The following is a 15620-nucleotide window of genomic DNA, read 5'->3' on the forward strand; positions in this document are numbered from 1 at the left end:
TTCCGGGGTTCACACTAGCACCCGACGCGGGCTCCCTCGTGCTGGGCCTAACCGCCCCCAGGGGCGCCGATGTGGCTGCCGACTTTGATTGGTTGCCGGCCCCAGGCGAGGGAGGACGACGCCATGTCGCCCCAGGGCAGCGAGAAGAACATCGAGAGGTCCCCGGGCCCATCCCCGTCCGCGTCCGAGGTGAGCGCCCTGGCCGTCAGCAGCCAGCGGTGGGCATTCACGGACCTCGACGTCACCCTGCAGCTGCAGGGCACCACCCCTATGCGCTCGGTCTGGCCATCCTTCATCGCCGGCACCGTTGCCGGCATCACGGTCTCCACCTGAGACCTTCGCGGCTGAGCTCAGCCGACCGAGTTGCTACTGAGGAAGTCCAGGAATTCCGCCGGGTCGGTCAGTCCGCCGTCGTAGACCCTGCCGTTGACGAGCACGGTCGGCGTGCCCCGGATCCGGGTGATCTCGGCATCCGCAATCACGCCGTTCAGGGCTTGCTCGGTGTTGGCCCGGGACCAGGCCTGGTACTCGCCGGCCGCGAGGCAGTCGTCGATGTCGACGGGGTTGTCGACGAGGGCCGCGAGCTCCGAGTCGCCGAGCCCCGCGGTGTTCTCGGCGGGCTGGTTCGCGAACAGGGCCGCCTGGTAGGCGAGCAGGTTCTCCGGGTTGAGGGTGGCCTGGCAGGTAAGCGCGGCGGATGCCCTGGTCGAGTAGGCCGTTCCCTGCGAGACCCGGTCGAGGAAAGTGAGCGAGTGCAGCCGCAGGGTGATGGTCCCGTCAGAGGCGAGGGCAGCCAGCTCGCCGCCGTTCGTCTCCTCGAACTGCCGGCAGTACGGGCACATCGGGTCGAAGTAGACGTCGACGAGCGCGGCGCCGGTGCCGACCGACAGGTAGCCGTCGTCGAAGTGGGCCGCGCCGACGGTGCCGGTGGGCAGGGCTTCCTGCGACGCATCCCCGTTCGCCTCATCCGCCTGCGGCTCGCTCGTGGACGAACTCCACGGCTGGTCGCCCACGGCTCCGTTCACGGCCGCCGCGATGAGCGGAATCACGGTCGCGGTGACGACGAGGGCGATCACGAGCGCCAGGGTTGTGGCGGCAATGCCCACGTAGCCGAGAACGAGCCCGGTGATCGCCAGACCCCGGCCGCCTTCATGGGTGCGCCTGATCTGCCCCAGGGCGAGGTGCCCGGTGATCACGGCCGCCAGGGACACGAAGAACGCCGACACCAGGGAGATGATCGCCAGTGTGTTCGTCTTCGGCGCAGCCGGGAAGGGCGACTGTCCGTAGGCCGGCGGATACGGCTCCGGGGCGCGGGGCGGTGCGGGCTCGGTGTTGGTCATGCGTTCCCCCCTGGCAGAACGGATTACGCGGATGGTGCGGTTTGGGCGATGCGCCCGAGGAGTCCGTTCACGAATCCGGCCGAGTCATCCGTCGACAGGATTTTGGCGGCCTCGACCGCCTCGTCGATGGCGACAGCGTGCGGGACGGCGTCGTTGAAGAGGATCTCCCAGATGCCGATGCGCAGGATGGCGCGGTCGAGGACGGGCATGCGAGCCAGCGTCCAGCCCTGCGAGTACGTCTCGATGAGTTCGTCGATCTCCTCGCGGTGATCCACGACGCCGTCGATGATGTCCCGGGCGTAGAGCCAGGAGGCCATCCGGGCCGGCTCGCTCGCGGCGCGCTGCGCCTCGAGGGCAAGCGACTCCGGGATGGTGCTCTGCCGCACGTCTGCGGCATACAGGATGTCGATCGCACGCTTGCGCGCCTTGGTCCGAGCGCTCACTAGTTGACGCGGCCCAGGTAGTCCCCGGTGCGGGTGTCGACCTTGACTCGGGTGCCCTGCTCGAGGAACAGGGGAACCTGGATCTGGAAGCCCGTTTCGACGGTGGCCGGCTTGGTGCCGCCGGTTGAGCGGTCGCCCTGAAGGCCCGGCTCGGTGTAGGTGATTTCGAGAACGACGGAGGCCGGCAGCTCGACGTAGAGGGGGTTGCCGTTGTGCAGGGCGATCGTCACGTTCTGGTTCTCGAGCATGAAGTTGACGGCGTCGCCCACAACGACGGCCGGCACGTGCAGCTGATCGAAATCGGACACGTCCATGAAGACGTAGGAGTCGCCGTCCGCGTACAGGTACTGGAAGTCCTGGCGGTCGACGTTCTCGGTCTCGATCTTCGCGCCGGCGTTGAAGGTGCGGTCGACGGTCTTGCCCGTCACGACGTTCTTCAGCTTGGTGCGGACGAAGGCGCCGCCCTTGCCCGGCTTGACGTGCTGGAAATCGGTGACTGCCCACAGCTGGCCATCGATGTTGAGCACGACGCCATTCCGGATATCGGCGGTTGATGCCATGAAAATGTGTTCCGTTCACTGGGTTCAATTAGAAAGGTGCGCGGCCGATTCGGCCATCATCGAGTGTAGTTGCCCGCAGCCCGCGCACCAAAGGCGCGAGACCCGGCCGGTCAGGCGGTCGCCGGCACCGACCTCGCGATGAAGTCCAGGGCCAGACGGTAGGAATCGAAGCCGAACCCGGCGATCACCCCGGTGGCCACGGCGCTGACGACGCTCGTGTGGCGGAACGTTTCCCGGGCGTGCGGGTTGGACAGGTGCACCTCGACCAGGGTGACGCCGGCCTTCGTCACGAGAGCGGCCGCATCCCGCAGCGCGTAGCTGTAGTGCGTGAACGCCGCCGGGTTCAGGATGACGGGGATGCGCTCGTCGACGGCCTCGTACAGCCAGTGGATGAGCTCGGCCTCGTCATCCGTCTGGCGCACGTCGACCGTCATCCCCGCCGGGGCGGCCCGCGTCAGCATCGCGCGCAGCTGATCGAGGTCGGCCGACCCGTAAACGTCGGGTTCGCGACTGCCGAGCCGCCCCAGGTTCGGGCCGTTCAGAACGAGAACTGTACTCATTCCCACAGCCTAAAGGAGTACGCGGGCGCCGAAGGCCAGGGCAGGATCAGGGCAGGATCGGCCCGACCGAGATCATCACGCAGTACACCAGGATCATCACCAGCGAGTAGCGGAACATGCGCCTGGCCCAGGCGGCGGGATCGGCGGCGCGCAGGCCGATGACACCCAGCCAGATCCAGTAAGCGCCGAGCACGCCCATGACCGCCGTATAGACGTAGCCCACGTAGCCGAATACCGACAAGAGGAGGGTGGAGACAACGAATCCGACCGTGTAGACGAGGATCTGAACTGTGGTCTTCGGGACGCCCCGCACCACGGAGATGACGGGCACGCCGGCGCGGGCATATTCGTCGTGGCGGTAGATGGCGATGGAGTAGAACTCGGGCATCTGCCAGAGGAACACGGCCAGGAAGGCGAGCACGGCTGCGATGTCGATGGCGCCGGTGATGGCGACGTAGCCGGCCAGGATGGGCGCTGCGCCCGAGACGCTGCCGACCAGGGTGCCGTGGATCGACATGCGCTTGGACAGCATGCCGTAGAGCACGACATAGACGAGGAAGCCGCCCAGGCCGACGGCGACGACGAGCCAGTTCGTCCAGGCGATGAGCGTCGCCATGCCGAAAACGAACAGCAGGCTTGAGAAGGTGACCGCGTTGCGCACGCCGATGCGGCCGGTGACCGTGGCCCGCTTCTTCGTGCGTTCCATCACCGTGTCGATGTCGCGGTCGAGCACGTTGTTGAGCACGGTGGCCGAAGCAATCACGAGCGTGGTACCCAGGCAGAGAGCCGCGAACAGGAAAAGATCCACCTGGCCCCGGGCCGCGAGGAGAAAGCCCGCCGCGGCTGTCAACGCGTTGCCGTAGAGAACGCCGGGTTTGGTCAGGGAGTAGTACCGCGTGACCGTGTCACGGATGCCCGTGCCGTCGGCCCGGCCGGCGAGAGCCCCGTCGGTGCCGTCCACCCGATTGCGAACGAAGAATGGTACGCGCGCAGTCATGCGGAAAGGGTTCCCATCGGGTCGTCGGTCGTGATCAATCATATGCCGCCGAATCTGTGCACGACCCGTGCCGGCCGACATCACACTGGCGTGCGCCGCGGTGCCTCTATCCGGCGCTGATCCAGGGCGGTAGGGTGTCGAAGCCGGTCGTTTGGTCGGCGCCAGGCCAAGGACAAGGGTGTGACATGGCCGGAAGATTCACCATCTATCGGGACCAGTCGGGCCGCTACCGATTCTGTTTCTCCGCGGACAACGGGCAGAGCATCCCGTCGCCGGAGACCTATTGCACGGAGGACGAGGCCTGGAAAAAAGTTGATTCTCTGCGCTCCAACGTCAGCCCACGCAGCCGCCGCACGCACTGAGGCCATCGCCTGTCTCCGCGCCGTCATCCCCGTGGCGACAGGGGTGCAACCGCGTTCTGCTCACCCTGGCCTTGCAGTCGCCCTGCATCGGTCGAATTGGCCCACCACGCGTCACGTCAGGGGAGAAATTGACAGACCACGAGAGCGCGGGTCGTCGGCCCCGCGCCGCCTGGCGCGGATCTGCGTCGGGTAGCGCCAACGCCCGCACACCACGGAGGCGTCGCGTCCTCCGAGACCTGCTCGTCATCCTGGCCAGCGCCCTGGTCGTCTCGTTTCTGACCGAGGCCTTCCTGATCCGCACGTTCTACATCCCGACCGGATCGATGCAGGACACCCTGCAGATCGACGACCGCATCATCGTGAACGAGCTCGTCCCCGACGTCGTCGACATCGATCGCGGCGACATCGTCGTTTTCAGGGATCCCGGCGGATGGCTCGGTCCGGTCGAGCCAGCCCCGATCGAGGCAGGGAACACCGTTGTCGACGGCATCCAGTGGCTCGCCGCTGAGGCCGGCCTCCGGGTTCCGGATTCCGATGACCACCTCGTCAAACGCGTCATCGGCCTCCCCGGCGACGATGTGGCCTGTTGCGACGCGGTGGGCAGCACCACCGTCAACGGCGAGCCGATCACCGAGCCCTACCTCAAGCTGCCGCCCGGGGCCATCCGAACGTCGGAGTACGACTTTTCCGTGACCGTGCCGGCCGGCGGTCTCTGGGTCGAGGGCGACAACCGTTACAACTCGGCGGACAGCCGGCTGCACACAGACACACCCGGCAACGGATTCGTGCCCGTCTCCCATGTGGTTGGTCGGGCGTTCGTGATCAACTGGCCGCTCAGCCACTGGTCCTGGCTCGGCGGCTGACCCGCCGCCCCCGACACCGCCCCAAAACCAGTCCCCCAGTCTCGGACGAATTCTTCGGAGATTTTGGCCCCACGCGTCCCAAACCGGCCAAACCGTGCCAGATTGCGCAAAATCTCCGTCGAATTCGTTAGTTCCATGCGGTCGCGCTGCGTGGGACTACGTCGGCGAAAAAGCGCCGTCTGGCCAGCGTCGCACAAGCCGGATACGACGAGACGACGAGTCAGAAGCAGATGCCAGCGCTGGCACCCTCGAGTGCCTCCCGGCGCGAGAGCACCGGCATCCGTTGGCGCGCTTCCCGACGCTCCGCAACGCCCTGGAACGTCGTGGCGTGCCCCGCGGCCTGACCACGGGATCGGTTGCCGCCGCGGTCGTCCTCTTTCTCGGCGCGTTCAAGCAGCCCTGCGCCGCTAGCGAGGAGGCGCGTTCACCCTGGGCGGCCGGCCCTGGGCCAGGAGGGCCGCCGGGGACTCTCCGGCGGACGACCAGGGACCCTCCCAGCCGATCACGGCGAAAGCCGAGGTCGGCAGGGACACGGTCGTGCCGGCGAGAGCGGTGGCCAGATCCTCGAGGCCGGGATTGTGGCCCACCAGGACGACGGTGTGCGCGGTGCCCGGCAGCGCCCGAACAATGCTCTGCAGTTCGCCGGCCGAGGTTGCATACACGGCATGGTCGACACGGATCGGCGGAGTGCTCTCGAACTCGGCCGCCACGAGGTCCCAGGTGGCCCGCGCGCGCTCCGCCGGTGACACGACCGCGAGATCGATGCGGTAGCCGCTGTGGGACAGCCACGCTCCGGTGAGCGGCGCCTGCCGCACCCCACGTTTTGCCAGCGGCCGGTCGACGTCGGCCTGGCCGCCCGCCCAGTCCGACTTGGCGTGCCGCAACAGGATCAGGGTGCGTTCAGGCATCGACCGGCCCCGCGCCCACCCGGCCGGCAACACAGGCGTTGACACTTTCGAATCGCTCACCGCTGATCATCATCCTGTCAGTCTGCCACTGCATCCACGACGGTGGCCGGGAGTTCGCAGACGCCCTCGTCGTGGGCGACGAACATGCCCGTGATGCGCACCACTTTGCCGAAGGATTCGGCGAGTTCCCGGGCCCAGGCCTGGTCGGGCGCGGTTAGCGCCGCGGTGCCCGGCCGCTCGAGGGTGAGGATGACGCTGCCGCACGGGCCGTGCTCGGACAGGAGCCGACCGACCGCACGAGGTCGGCCACCCGGTCTCGCGCCTGCTCGGTCGTGGTCACTGGGGCAGCGTCTTCGACGCGCAGAGGGGTTGTCATGCCACCCAGACTGGACGCGCGGACATCCGTCGCGGTCTCCGTCCACAAGGCCGGGCCCGGGAGGGAGCGGTGGAGGAGAGGACTCCATGAGCACGGACTACTCGGACGAGTCCATCAGCCGGGAGCGCAGCAGGAACCGCACACCGCGCGGCGCTTCGACGGAGAATCCGCGGCCGGGAACGACGTCGACCGTGAGGAAGGTGTGGCTCCAGTAGTCGAACTGTTCGGCCGACATCCAGAAGTCGATCGGCTGCGCGGCCTCTCCCGATGGGGCGATGTCGAGTCGGCCGAGGAGTACGTCCCGGTCCGAGGTGATGAATTCGCCGTCCGGATAGCACGTGGGTGAGGAGCCGTCGCAGCAGCCCCCGGACTGGTGGAACATCAGTGGACCGTGTTCGTCCCAGAGGCTGCGGAGCAGCTTGACCGCGACGGCGGTGAGCGCCACCCGCGGAATCGTCTCCCCCGGGATGGTGATCGATGCGGTGACGCCTGCCTCCGGCATGGCCGTTCACTTCTGGTTGCGGGCCGGGTCCGAAGGCCGCCGAGGACTCGTGTCTCGACGGTCCCCTGAGCCTCGACCCCGGTGAGGTGTTGCGTGTGGTCCGGCTTGTGCTCCAGCGCAAGCCGGACCGGCACCGCGGTTTAGAAGAAGCCCAGGGCGTTCTGGCTGTAGGACACGAGCAGGTTCTTCGTCTGCTGGTAGGCGCTCAGCGCGAGCCTGTTGTTCTCCCGGCCGATGCCCGAGCTCTTGTAGCCGCCGAACGACGCCCCCCGCCGGGTAGGCGTGGTAGTTGTTCACCCAGACGCGGCCAGCCTGGATGTCCCGCCCCGCCCGGTAGGCGATGTTGCCGTTGCGGGACCAGACCCCGGCCCCGAGACCGTAGAGCGTGTCGTTGGCGATCGAGATGGCGTCGTCGTCGGTGAAGCTGGTGACCGCGAGCACCGGGCCGAAGATCTCCTCCTGGAACAGGCGCATCTTGTTGTGTCCCTCGAAGATGGTGGGCTGCACGTAGTAGCCTCCGCTGCTCACCGCCGAGGTCGACCCGCTCGCCGCCGATCGCCAGCTTCGCACCCTCCTGCTTGCCGATGTCGATGTAGGACAGGATCTTCTCAATCTGGTCGTTACTGGACTGCGCGCCGACCTGGGTCGCGGTGTCGAGTGGGTTGCCCTGGATGACCTCATGGGTGCGCTCGACGGCGTCGCTCAGCAAGTCATCGTAGATCGGCTTCTGCAGCAACGCCCGGCTGGGCGCGGTGCACACCTCGCCCTGGTTGAACGCGAAAAGCACGAACCCTTCCAGGGCCTTGTCGTAGAACGCATCCTTCTCCTGGGCGACATCGCCGAAGAAGATGTTGGGGCTCTTTCCGCCGAGCTCCATGGTCGACGGGATGATGTTGGAGCTCGCGTACTGCATGATCCGACGCCCGGTCGAGGTCTCTCCCGTGAACGCGATCTCGCGGATACGATTGGACGACGCGAGCGGCTTGCCGGCCTCGATGCCGAAACCGTTCACGACGTTGAGCACTCCCGGCGGCAGCACGTCGCCGATCAGTTCGATCAGCACGAGGATCGACACCGGGGTCTGTTCGGCCGGCTTCAGCACGATCGCGTTGCCGGCGGCCAGGGCCGGGGCCAGCTTCCAGACGGCCATCAGGAGCGGGAAGTTCCACGGGATGATCTGCCCGACAACGCCGAGCGGCTCGTGGAACTGGTAGGAGACCATGTCGCCGCCCAGCTCGGCGTGGTCGCCATCCTGGGCGCGGATGGCGGCAGCGAAATAGCGGAAGTGGTCGGAACAGAGCGGGATGTCCGCGTTCAACGTCTCGCGCACCGGCTTGCCGTTCTCCCAGGTCTCGGCGACCGAGAGCAGGTCGAGGTTCGCATCGATGATGTCGGCGATCTTGTTGAGCACGGCCGCGCGCTCGGTCGACGAGGTCTTGCCCCACGCCGGCGCTGCACTATGCGCGGCGTCCAGGGCCAGTTCGATATCTTCCGCAATGCCGCGGGCCACCTCGGCGAACGGCCTCCCGTTGACGGGCGAGATGTCTTCGTAGTACTGGCCCCTGACGGGCTTGACCCACTCGCCGCCGATCCAGTTCTCGTAGCGGGGCTTGAAGGTGACGAGGGCGCCCGGTGTTCCGGGGTTGGAATAGGCGGTCATGATGTCTCCTCGTCGACGACGTCGTCGGTGCGGAACCGCGGGACGCGGACCTGGACCATGATCCTAGGAAGGAGAACGTTGCTTCAGCGTTGCGGGATATTGCGGGCGGGGGCCGCGGAGCCGTCGGGGCGCAGCTCGTCCTCGACTCGGTTCAACCGGGCGACCACGGATGCCCGCTTCGGCGACCGCGCCGGCAGCAGTTCGAGGCACGCGCGCCAGACCTCAGCGTCGTAGGTGGCCTCGTCGGTGCGGGGCGTACTCCAGCAGGAGTTCGGCGGACGCGTCGCTGAGCATGGCCTGCCAGAGCCGCGCATAGATCTCGGCGCGGATCTGGACGATTCCCGGCGCGGTCGAGCTCGGTAGCACGGGCCCCCGGTAAGCCCCCAACGCCACCCGGTGCGCGCCGCGCTCCAGGGATGCCAGCACGCGCTGGGCGTCCAGTTCGACGGATGTCTCGAGCCGGTAGGGCCGGGAGGCGATGCCGATACGGGGGCTGGTCTGCTCGAGCACCCCGCGCAGCCGCACCATCTCGGCACGCAGGTTGTCGACCGCGTTGGTTTGGTCGGTGAGCAGCAGCGAGAGCCGGTCGGCGGAGAGCCCGTCCCGGTTCCACGCCAGCAGGGTGAGGATCTCGGCGTGCCGGGGGCTGATCTGCACCGGGCCGCCGGCGCTGTCGAGCCGGCCGTGGTCACGGCCGAGCACCGCCAACCGGACCGGGCACGGCCGCGCCGGAGCGGCCGGCGGCGCCGATCCGAAGAATCGGGCCACCGTGGGTGGGTCCGCGGCCACGCTCAGCCGTTGGATGCGCAGTTCCGCTTCCAGGGCCGCGACGGCCGCCTCCACGAGCGGGAGAGTCTGCGGGGCTACCGCCTCGTCGCCGCCCGTGATATCGATGACGCCGAGGATGGAGCCGGAATGCGGGTCGTGGATGGGCACGGCCGTGCAACTCCACGGATGCGCCAACTGGTTGAAATGCTCGGCCCGCTGAATCTGGATTCCGTGATCGAGGGCCAGGGCCGTGCCCGGCGCGCTCGTGCCGACCCGGCGCTCGGACCAGTCCGACCCCCGGACGAACAGCATCCCCTCCGCCTTACTCCGCACGGTTCGGTCCCGGTCGATCCAGAGCAGGCGGCCGAACTCGTCACCGATGGCCACGATCAGGCCGGAGTGGAAGGCGTGCCGGATGAGCAGGTTGTGCACGACCGGGAGCACGGCGGCCAGCGGATGCCGGTCGCGCAGCTCGCGTCGCTCGTCGGAGCTGAGTTCGTGTTCGGGGACGAGCCTCAGCGGATCAAGGCTGAGGGCGAGCGACCGTTGCCAGGACTCCTGCACCAGCTTGCGCACGCCCGGACCGATGAACCGTTCCGTGACTGCCGCCTCATGGGCCGCCGCCAGGTCCGCGAAGTCTCCGCCTCCGCTCTCACCGGCCGCACGGACGATCCACGGACTCGTCCTGAAACCTCCGAAGGCTCCGGTCAGCGGCGACCGGCTGCGCCGGTCTGGGAATCAGTCTGGGCCCACCGATGCGGCGCGAATGGTTAGGAGCCGATCTCCTGGTAGGCGGCGAACAACAACGATGAGTCCGGTCCTTCGAGCACGGTCGGCTTCCCGATGTCGTCGAGCACGATGAATCGCAGCATGCCGCTGCGGGTCTTCTTGTCGCGCTGCATGGTGGCGAGCAGGGTGCTCCAGCGGCCGACCGGATAGGTGGTGGGCAGGGTGAGCGATTCGAGGATGCGACGGTGCCGGTCGACGGCCTCGTCCGAGAGCCGGCCGCTCAGCCGGGCGACCTCCGCCGCGAACATCATGCCGACGGCAACGGCCGCCCCGTGCCGCCAGCCGTAGCGTTCGGCGTGCTCGACGGCGTGGCCGAGGGTGTGCCCGTAGTTCAGAATCTCACGCAGGCCGGACTCCCTGAAGTCTTCCCCCACGACCCGGGCCTTCATCCCGATCGCGAGTTCGAGCACGCGCCGGAACTGCGGGGTGTGCGGGTCGGTGACGGCCGTGACATCCGCTTCGACGATGTCCAGGATCTCGGGCAGCTGGATGAACCCGGCCTTCACGATCTCGGCGAAGCCGGCCAGGATCTCGTTGCGCGGCAGGTCGTCGAGCACGTCCAGGTCGCAGATGACGGCGGCGGGCGCGTAGAAGGTGCCGACAAGGTTCTTGCCCTCGGCGGTGTTGATGCCGTTCTTGCCGCCGACGGCGGCGTCGACCATGCCGAGCACGCTGGTCGGGATCTGCACCAGGCGCACGCCACGGAGCCAGGTCGCGGCGACGAAGCCGGCCAGGTCGGTGACGGCGCCGCCGCCGAAGCCGATCACGGCATCCGTACGACTGAAGTCGGCCTGACCCATGACCTGCCAGCAGAACGCGGCCACCTCGACGCGCTTGGCAGCCTCTGCGTCGGGCACCTCGGCGATCAGCACCTCGAATCTGCCGAGCAGGCTCTCGCGCAGGGCGACGGCGCGGGCGCCCAGGTGTGAGGTGTGCACGATGAGCACCTTCGCCACCTTCGGGCCGAGCTGTTCGACGACGTCGTCGACGAGGCCGCGACCGATCAGAACGGCGTAGCTGTCGGCGCCGGTAACCGTGATGACGGTGGTGGCGGGCTCGGTGGAATCAGGAACAGGTGCTCCGGTCATGATCTTTTCTTGGTCCATTTCACGACGTCATCAGCGATGGCGCCCAGGGGACGGTGCGAGGTGTCGAAACGGATGCCGGCCAGCGCCTCATAGATCGGGCGCCGGAGGGCGTAGATGCGCTTCCAATCGGCGATTCCGCCCGTGAGCAGCGGCCGTTTCGCCCCGCCGATCCGGGCCCCGACGGCTCGAGCGGACACGCTCAGGTACACCACGGAGCACTCGGCAAGGTCGGCCTGGGTCTCCTCGTCGAGCACGGCTCCCCCGCCGAGCGAAACCACGGCCTGCTCGGTGAGGGCCTGCACCACGGCCTGGCGTTCGAGCACCCGGAAGTGCTCTTCACCGTGCTGCCCGAAGATGTCCGTGATCGGCCCGTGCAGGGCGACGATGCGGTGGTCGGTGTCGATGAACGGCACATCGAGGGACTTCGCCACTCTCCGGCCGATCTTGGTCTTGCCGGCGGCCATGGGACCGATGAAGACGAGGGGCAGGATCGGATGCGTCGGCGCGGCCATCGTGGTTCTCCGACGCCTCTAAAGGGAAGCGTCGCTGGACGCGCCCGTCTGGAGATTCGCCGGCATGCCGGCCAGGTAGGAATCCAGGTTGCGGCGCGTCTCCACGATGGAGTCACCACCGAACTTCTCCAGGACCGAGTTGGCCAGCACCAGAGCGACCATGGCTTCCGCGACCACGCCGGCGGCCGGCACGGCACAGACATCCGACCGCTGGTGGTGCGCGGGGGCAGCCTCGCTCGTGGCCACGTCAACCGTGCGGAGGGCGCGCGGGATCGTGGAGATGGGCTTCATCCCGGCGCGCACGCGCAACACTGTTCCAGTGCTCATGCCGCCTTCGGTGCCGCCGGCCCGGTCGCTGACCCGCTGGATGCGACCGTCGGCCTGCACAAGCTCGTCGTGCGCCTCCGACCCGCGCCGGGTGGTGGTCAGGAAACCGTCCCCGACCTCGACCCCCTTGATGGCCTGGATGCCCATCAGCGCGGCCGCCAGCTGCGAATCGAGGCGGCGGTCCCAGTGCACGAACGAACCGAGTCCGGGAGGAAGGTTGTAGGCCAGCACCTCGACGACCCCGCCGAGGGTGTCGCCCTCCTTGTGGGCCAGGTCGACCTCGGCCACCATCCGGGCGGAGGTGACGGCGTCGAAGCAGCGCAGCGGGTCGGCGTCGAGGGCGTCGACGTCGCCGGGTAGCGGTAGCGGGGCGTCGACGGGCACGCGAACCGGCCCGATCGACAGGGTGTGGCTGACCAGGGTGATGCCAAGCTCGGCCAGGAACGACCGGGCGACGGCGCCCAGCGCGACGCGTGCCGCGGTCTCCCGGGCGCTGGCGCGCTCCAGTACCGGGCGGGCCTCGCCGAAGCCGTACTTCTGCATGCCGACCAGATCGGCGTGGCCGGGCCGGGGACGGGTCAGGGGGGCGCCGCGGCCGCGCGCGGACGTGGTCTCCACCGGTGCGGGGCTCATCACCTCGGCCCACTTGGGCCATTCAGTGTTGCCGATCCGCAGGGCAACCGGTCCGCCCATGGTGAGGCCGTGGCGCACGCCGCCCGAGATGTTCAGTTCGTCCTGCTCGAACTTCTGGCGCGCGCCTCGGCCGTAGCCGAGTTTGCGGCGTGCCAGATCGAGGCGGATCGCATCTAGAGTAACCGGGATTCCAGCGGGCAAACCTTCGACAATGGCGATGAGTTCGGGGCCGTGGGACTCTCCGGCGGTGAGCCAACGAAGCATGACCACTATCCTGTCACAGCCTTCCCGGTCAGGGCGCCGCGCATGGCGTGCAGCACCACGTCCTCATTCGGCAGCGGCTCGAACGGGTCGCCGGAGACGAAGATGCGCACCTGGATCAGGGCCTGGTGCAGCAGCATCCCCTCTCCGGACACCGCGGTGCCGCCCGCCGACGACCAGGACCGGGCGAGGGCGCTGGGCCAGGGGGAATAGCTGACGTCGAACAGGAGCGCCTGCCGGCGCAGCCCGGCGGGAAACTCGGCACCCGGGTCGCTGCCCCCGGGCAGGGTGCTGATCACCAGCTCGCTGACGCGGGCAGGGTCGGGCAGGTCGGTGAGCGGGTATACCCGTACCACGACCCCGAAGCTCTGCCCCAGTTCGACCAGATCGGCCGCCTTCGCCGGGGTGCGCACGAGTACGTCGACCAGCTCCGCGCCCAGCTCAGCCGCGGCGACCAGGGCGGATGCCGCGGTGGCGCCGGCGCCGAGCAGGCACACGTGCACCGCGCGGCGCACTCCGGCTTCGGCGAGGGCACGCACCAGGCCGGTGACGTCCGTGTTGAAACCCTGCAACGTGCGCCGGCCGTCGGCTTCACCGAACAGCACCGTGTTGACGGAGCCGGTCTGAGCGGCGACCCGGTCGATGCCGTCGAGCTGCGCCTGGACCCCGTGCTTGAGGGGCATCGTGAGGGAGAGGCCGCGCCAGTCTGCGCCCCGGGACGCGAGGAAGTCCGGCAGTCCGCCCGCCGGCACCCGCACGGCGTCGTAGCGCCAGTCCAGGCCGAGCGCCTGGTACGCGGCCCGGTGCAGTGCCGGGGAGAGGGAATGCTCGACGGGCGAGCCCAGCACCGCGAGACGACGAACGCGGGCAGGGTCACGGGCGGGGGCCGGCACGGATGCTTCGGGCTCAACCATATTCGGGGTGCTCATCCATCCAGGCCAGCCATTTGTTCACGGCGGCGTCGTGCTCCGCGATCGTGGTGGAGAAGATCGTCTCCCCCGTGTCGAGGTTCCAGGACACGAAGTACAGCCAGGTGCCGTCGGCGGGGTTTACGGCGGCGTCGATCGCGATGTCGCCGGGGTTCGAGATCGGCCCCACGGGAAGCCCGGGGTGCATATAGGTGTTGTAGGCGTTGGCAGCGTCGGCGCGTTCGGCATCCGTTGTCTTCACCCGGTCGGTCGCCCCGGTCCCGTAGGCCACGGTCGCGTCGGACTGCAGGAGCCCGCTCTGCCACTGCGCCGGGTCGAGCCGGTTCAGGAACACGCGCGAAACCTTGTAGAAATCCTCCGTGAGCCCCGCTTCGCGTTGGATCAGGGCCGCGATAACGATGGTCTTCCAGCGGTTCTCGGGCGCGACCCCGGCAGCGTCGAGAGCCTCGAACTGTCGGTCGACGAGCGTGCGGATGGCCTCGGGCGCCGTGGTCTCCGGGGGGAACGTGTAGGTGGCCGGGAACAGGAACCCCTCGAGGGTGGTTGCCTCGCCCGGCAGGCCGTAGGGCTCGACGTCGGCAGCCGCGGCCTCGAGATCGGCCAAGGGAATGCTGGTGCCCTCGCTGATCAGCTGGAGCACCGAGGCGGTCGTGGTTCCCTCGGGTATCACCACGGTCTGTTCGAGCTTGTTGTCCGGGTCGAGCAGGGCGTCGAGGGCGGCACGGCCGCTCATCTTGCCGGCCAAACGGTAGGCGCCGGGCTGGAAAACGGGTGCCGGGCTCTCCGCGCGGAGCACCTCGTAGAACGCGTCGTAGCTCTTCACCACGTCCTGGGCGACGAGGGAGTTCGCGACGTCCTGACCCGTTTCACCGTCGTGGATCATCACGATGACCTCGTCGCCTCCGGCGCCGTCGTAGTCCGCCGGGCCCTGCACCATGCCGATCACGGAACCGATCGGCTCCTGGAGCAGGAGGGCGGCGGCACCGGCGAGTCCGGCCAGGATCAGGAAGACGATCAGGCAGCCCCAGGCGCCCCGGCGGCCCCTCTTCTGCGGCACCGGAGCGGAGTCCAGCAGGGCGCGACGACTGGACCGGGTGCCTTCGTCCCGTGACTCACGGATGGCCCGACGCGAACTGAGAGGGTCCGCCGGGTCGATGGGGCTTGTCGGGTCGCCCGGCTCGGCCGGGGCTCCGGTGCTGTCGGCGGGAGGGGGTGTCATCGTTGAGGCTGCCCTTCATTCGGTGCGGCAGCTGGCGGGGGCCCGGCTGGAAGCTGGTCGCGCACGAGATCGACGGCGGTGCCGGCGGGTGTGCCGAGGGTGCGTTCGGTGTCGAGGGCGTGCTGGAGGATGATGACCGCGGCGACTTGGTCGATCACGGGTTTCTGGGTTTTGGCCTTCCGCCCCGCGGAGCGCAGGACCGACTGCGCCGCGACGGTGGACAGGCGCTCATCGACCAGGCGAACCGGAACGGTCAGGGACCGGGCCAGCAGCTCGGCGAACCCCACCGCATCGTTGGTCGACGCGGTGCGGTTGCCGGAGAGCGCGAGCGGCAGCCCGACCACCACCTCAACGGCGTCGAGCTCGGCCACCACGGCCACGATCCGGGCCACGTCTAGGCTGCCGGAGTGGTCGCGGCCCACGGTCTCGACCGGGGTCGCCAGCAGGCCGTGCGCGTCGCTGCGGGCCAGGCCGATCCGGGCTTTCCCGACGTCGACTCCCACCCGCACACCGTGACGCATGG

Annotated in this window: 18 protein-coding genes and 1 pseudogene; 3 read left to right on the forward strand and 16 right to left on the reverse strand. The window is 68.6% G+C overall.

The genetic code is table 11. The features are described from left to right. Positions 1 to 123: 123 nt before the first annotated feature. Positions 124 to 333 (forward strand): hypothetical protein, encoded by a 210-nt coding sequence (locus CXY81_RS11215; protein ID WP_104171015.1) that lies wholly within the window; start codon positions 124 to 126, stop codon positions 331 to 333. A gap of 17 nt (positions 334 to 350) precedes the next feature. Here the strand turns inward: CXY81_RS11215 and CXY81_RS11220 are convergent, their stop codons facing one another. The 5 genes from CXY81_RS11220 to cyoE all read right to left on the reverse strand — a co-directional run bounded on the left by CXY81_RS11220 (position 351) and on the right by cyoE (position 3900). Next, positions 351 to 1340, reverse strand: coding sequence for a DUF4190 domain-containing protein (locus tag CXY81_RS11220; protein ID WP_104171016.1), 990 nt, complete (start codon positions 1338 to 1340; stop codon positions 351 to 353). A 23-nt stretch (positions 1341 to 1363) separates the two neighbouring features. Further along, positions 1364 to 1783 (reverse strand): transcription antitermination factor NusB, encoded by a 420-nt coding sequence (gene nusB / locus CXY81_RS11225; RefSeq protein ID WP_104100510.1) that lies wholly within the window; start codon positions 1781 to 1783, stop codon positions 1364 to 1366. Continuing rightward, positions 1783 to 2343 (reverse strand): elongation factor P, encoded by a 561-nt coding sequence (efp, locus tag CXY81_RS11230; RefSeq protein ID WP_104100509.1) that lies wholly within the window; start codon positions 2341 to 2343, stop codon positions 1783 to 1785. The genes nusB and efp overlap by 1 nt, the downstream gene beginning before the upstream one ends. Before the next feature lie 110 nt (positions 2344 to 2453). Continuing rightward, positions 2454 to 2903, reverse strand: coding sequence for a type II 3-dehydroquinate dehydratase (locus CXY81_RS11235; protein WP_104171017.1), 450 nt, complete (start codon positions 2901 to 2903; stop codon positions 2454 to 2456). Between the two features lie 46 nt (positions 2904 to 2949). Next, complete coding sequence (gene cyoE, locus CXY81_RS11240) at positions 2950 to 3900, reverse strand: heme o synthase (RefSeq protein WP_158252050.1); 951 nt, start codon at positions 3898 to 3900, stop codon at positions 2950 to 2952. A 185-nt stretch (positions 3901 to 4085) separates the two neighbouring features. Here cyoE and CXY81_RS16135 point away from each other — a divergent pair, with 185 nt between their 5' ends. After that, entirely contained in the window at positions 4086 to 4262 is a 177-nt protein-coding gene (locus CXY81_RS16135) for a DUF1508 domain-containing protein (protein ID WP_146067683.1), read from the forward strand. Positions 4263 to 4390: 128 nt separating this feature from the next. Continuing rightward, the gene (gene lepB, locus CXY81_RS11245; RefSeq protein ID WP_104171019.1) at positions 4391 to 5125 is read left to right on the forward strand and encodes a signal peptidase I; all 735 of its coding nucleotides are present in this window, start codon (positions 4391 to 4393) and stop codon (positions 5123 to 5125) included. A 407-nt stretch (positions 5126 to 5532) separates the two neighbouring features. Here the strand turns inward: lepB and CXY81_RS11250 are convergent, their stop codons facing one another. The 11 genes and pseudogenes from CXY81_RS11250 to ruvX form a co-directional block, all read right to left on the reverse strand. Then, the gene (locus CXY81_RS11250) at positions 5533 to 6033 is read right to left on the reverse strand and encodes a histidine phosphatase family protein (protein ID WP_134542604.1); all 501 of its coding nucleotides are present in this window, start codon (positions 6031 to 6033) and stop codon (positions 5533 to 5535) included. A gap of 214 nt (positions 6034 to 6247) precedes the next feature. Continuing rightward, complete coding sequence (locus tag CXY81_RS16430) at positions 6248 to 6409, reverse strand: hypothetical protein (protein ID WP_158252051.1); 162 nt, start codon at positions 6407 to 6409, stop codon at positions 6248 to 6250. Between the two features lie 97 nt (positions 6410 to 6506). After that, entirely contained in the window at positions 6507 to 6911 is a 405-nt protein-coding gene (locus tag CXY81_RS11255) for a DUF779 domain-containing protein (protein ID WP_104171021.1), read from the reverse strand. Between the two features lie 140 nt (positions 6912 to 7051). Further along, positions 7052 to 8571: pseudogene (locus tag CXY81_RS11260) on the reverse strand (aldehyde dehydrogenase family protein). Between the two features lie 222 nt (positions 8572 to 8793). After that, a complete protein-coding gene (locus tag CXY81_RS11265) occupies positions 8794 to 9915 on the reverse strand; it encodes a GAF domain-containing protein (protein WP_104194882.1) in 1122 nt (373 codons plus the stop codon). Positions 9916 to 10109: 194 nt separating this feature from the next. After that, a complete protein-coding gene (aroB, locus tag CXY81_RS11270) occupies positions 10110 to 11216 on the reverse strand; it encodes a 3-dehydroquinate synthase (RefSeq protein WP_104171025.1) in 1107 nt (368 codons plus the stop codon). Next, positions 11213 to 11728 carry a shikimate kinase gene (locus CXY81_RS11275; RefSeq protein WP_199180940.1) on the reverse strand — a complete coding sequence of 172 codons (516 nt, stop codon included), beginning with the start codon at positions 11726 to 11728 and terminating at the stop codon, positions 11213 to 11215. Before CXY81_RS11275 ends, aroB begins: the two co-directional genes overlap by 4 nt. A gap of 18 nt (positions 11729 to 11746) precedes the next feature. Next, positions 11747 to 12952: a chorismate synthase gene (aroC, locus tag CXY81_RS11280; protein ID WP_104171053.1), complete on the reverse strand. Its 1206-nt coding sequence runs from the start codon at positions 12950 to 12952 to the stop codon at positions 11747 to 11749. A gap of 5 nt (positions 12953 to 12957) precedes the next feature. Next, entirely contained in the window at positions 12958 to 13878 is a 921-nt protein-coding gene (locus CXY81_RS11285; protein ID WP_233194139.1) for a shikimate dehydrogenase, read from the reverse strand. After that, a complete protein-coding gene (gene mltG, locus CXY81_RS11290) occupies positions 13856 to 15097 on the reverse strand; it encodes an endolytic transglycosylase MltG (protein WP_104194884.1) in 1242 nt (413 codons plus the stop codon). Before mltG ends, CXY81_RS11285 begins: the two co-directional genes overlap by 23 nt. Next, positions 15094 to 15618 (reverse strand): Holliday junction resolvase RuvX, encoded by a 525-nt coding sequence (ruvX, locus tag CXY81_RS11295; protein ID WP_174843632.1) that lies wholly within the window; start codon positions 15616 to 15618, stop codon positions 15094 to 15096. The genes mltG and ruvX overlap by 4 nt, the downstream gene beginning before the upstream one ends. Positions 15619 to 15620 lie beyond the last annotated feature (2 nt).

This window comes from Cryobacterium sp. M25, from assembly GCF_002929635.1.
GTDB lineage: Bacteria > Actinomycetota > Actinomycetes > Actinomycetales > Microbacteriaceae > Cryobacterium > Cryobacterium sandaracinum.

Bases quoted from the DNA above. Each gene is read 5' to 3' on its own strand.
- CXY81_RS11215 (WP_104171015.1), top strand. From the start codon at position 124: ATGTCGCCCCAGGGCAGCGAGAAGAACATCGAGAGGTCCCCGGGCCCA.
- CXY81_RS11220 (WP_104171016.1), bottom strand. From the start codon at position 1,340: ATGACCAACACCGAGCCCGCACCGCCCCGCGCCCCGGAGCCGTATCCG.
- efp (WP_104100509.1), bottom strand. From the start codon at position 2,343: ATGGCATCAACCGCCGATATCCGGAATGGCGTCGTGCTCAACATCGAT.
- CXY81_RS11235 (WP_104171017.1), bottom strand. From the start codon at position 2,903: ATGAGTACAGTTCTCGTTCTGAACGGCCCGAACCTGGGGCGGCTCGGC.
- cyoE (WP_158252050.1), bottom strand. From the start codon at position 3,900: ATGACTGCGCGCGTACCATTCTTCGTTCGCAATCGGGTGGACGGCACC.
- CXY81_RS16135 (WP_146067683.1), top strand. From the start codon at position 4,086: ATGGCCGGAAGATTCACCATCTATCGGGACCAGTCGGGCCGCTACCGA.
- CXY81_RS11250 (WP_134542604.1), bottom strand. From the start codon at position 6,033: ATGCCTGAACGCACCCTGATCCTGTTGCGGCACGCCAAGTCGGACTGG.
- CXY81_RS16430 (WP_158252051.1), bottom strand. From the start codon at position 6,409: ATGACAACCCCTCTGCGCGTCGAAGACGCTGCCCCAGTGACCACGACC.
- CXY81_RS11255 (WP_104171021.1), bottom strand. From the start codon at position 6,911: ATGCCGGAGGCAGGCGTCACCGCATCGATCACCATCCCGGGGGAGACG.
- aroB (WP_104171025.1), bottom strand. From the start codon at position 11,216: ATGACCGGAGCACCTGTTCCTGATTCCACCGAGCCCGCCACCACCGTC.
- CXY81_RS11275 (WP_199180940.1), bottom strand. From the start codon at position 11,728: ATGGCCGCGCCGACGCATCCGATCCTGCCCCTCGTCTTCATCGGTCCC.
- aroC (WP_104171053.1), bottom strand. From the start codon at position 12,952: ATGCTTCGTTGGCTCACCGCCGGAGAGTCCCACGGCCCCGAACTCATC.
- CXY81_RS11285 (WP_233194139.1), bottom strand. From the start codon at position 13,878: ATGAGCACCCCGAATATGGTTGAGCCCGAAGCATCCGTGCCGGCCCCC.
- mltG (WP_104194884.1), bottom strand. From the start codon at position 15,097: ATGACACCCCCTCCCGCCGACAGCACCGGAGCCCCGGCCGAGCCGGGC.
- ruvX (WP_174843632.1), bottom strand. From the start codon at position 15,618: ATGCGTCACGGTGTGCGGGTGGGAGTCGACGTCGGGAAAGCCCGGATC.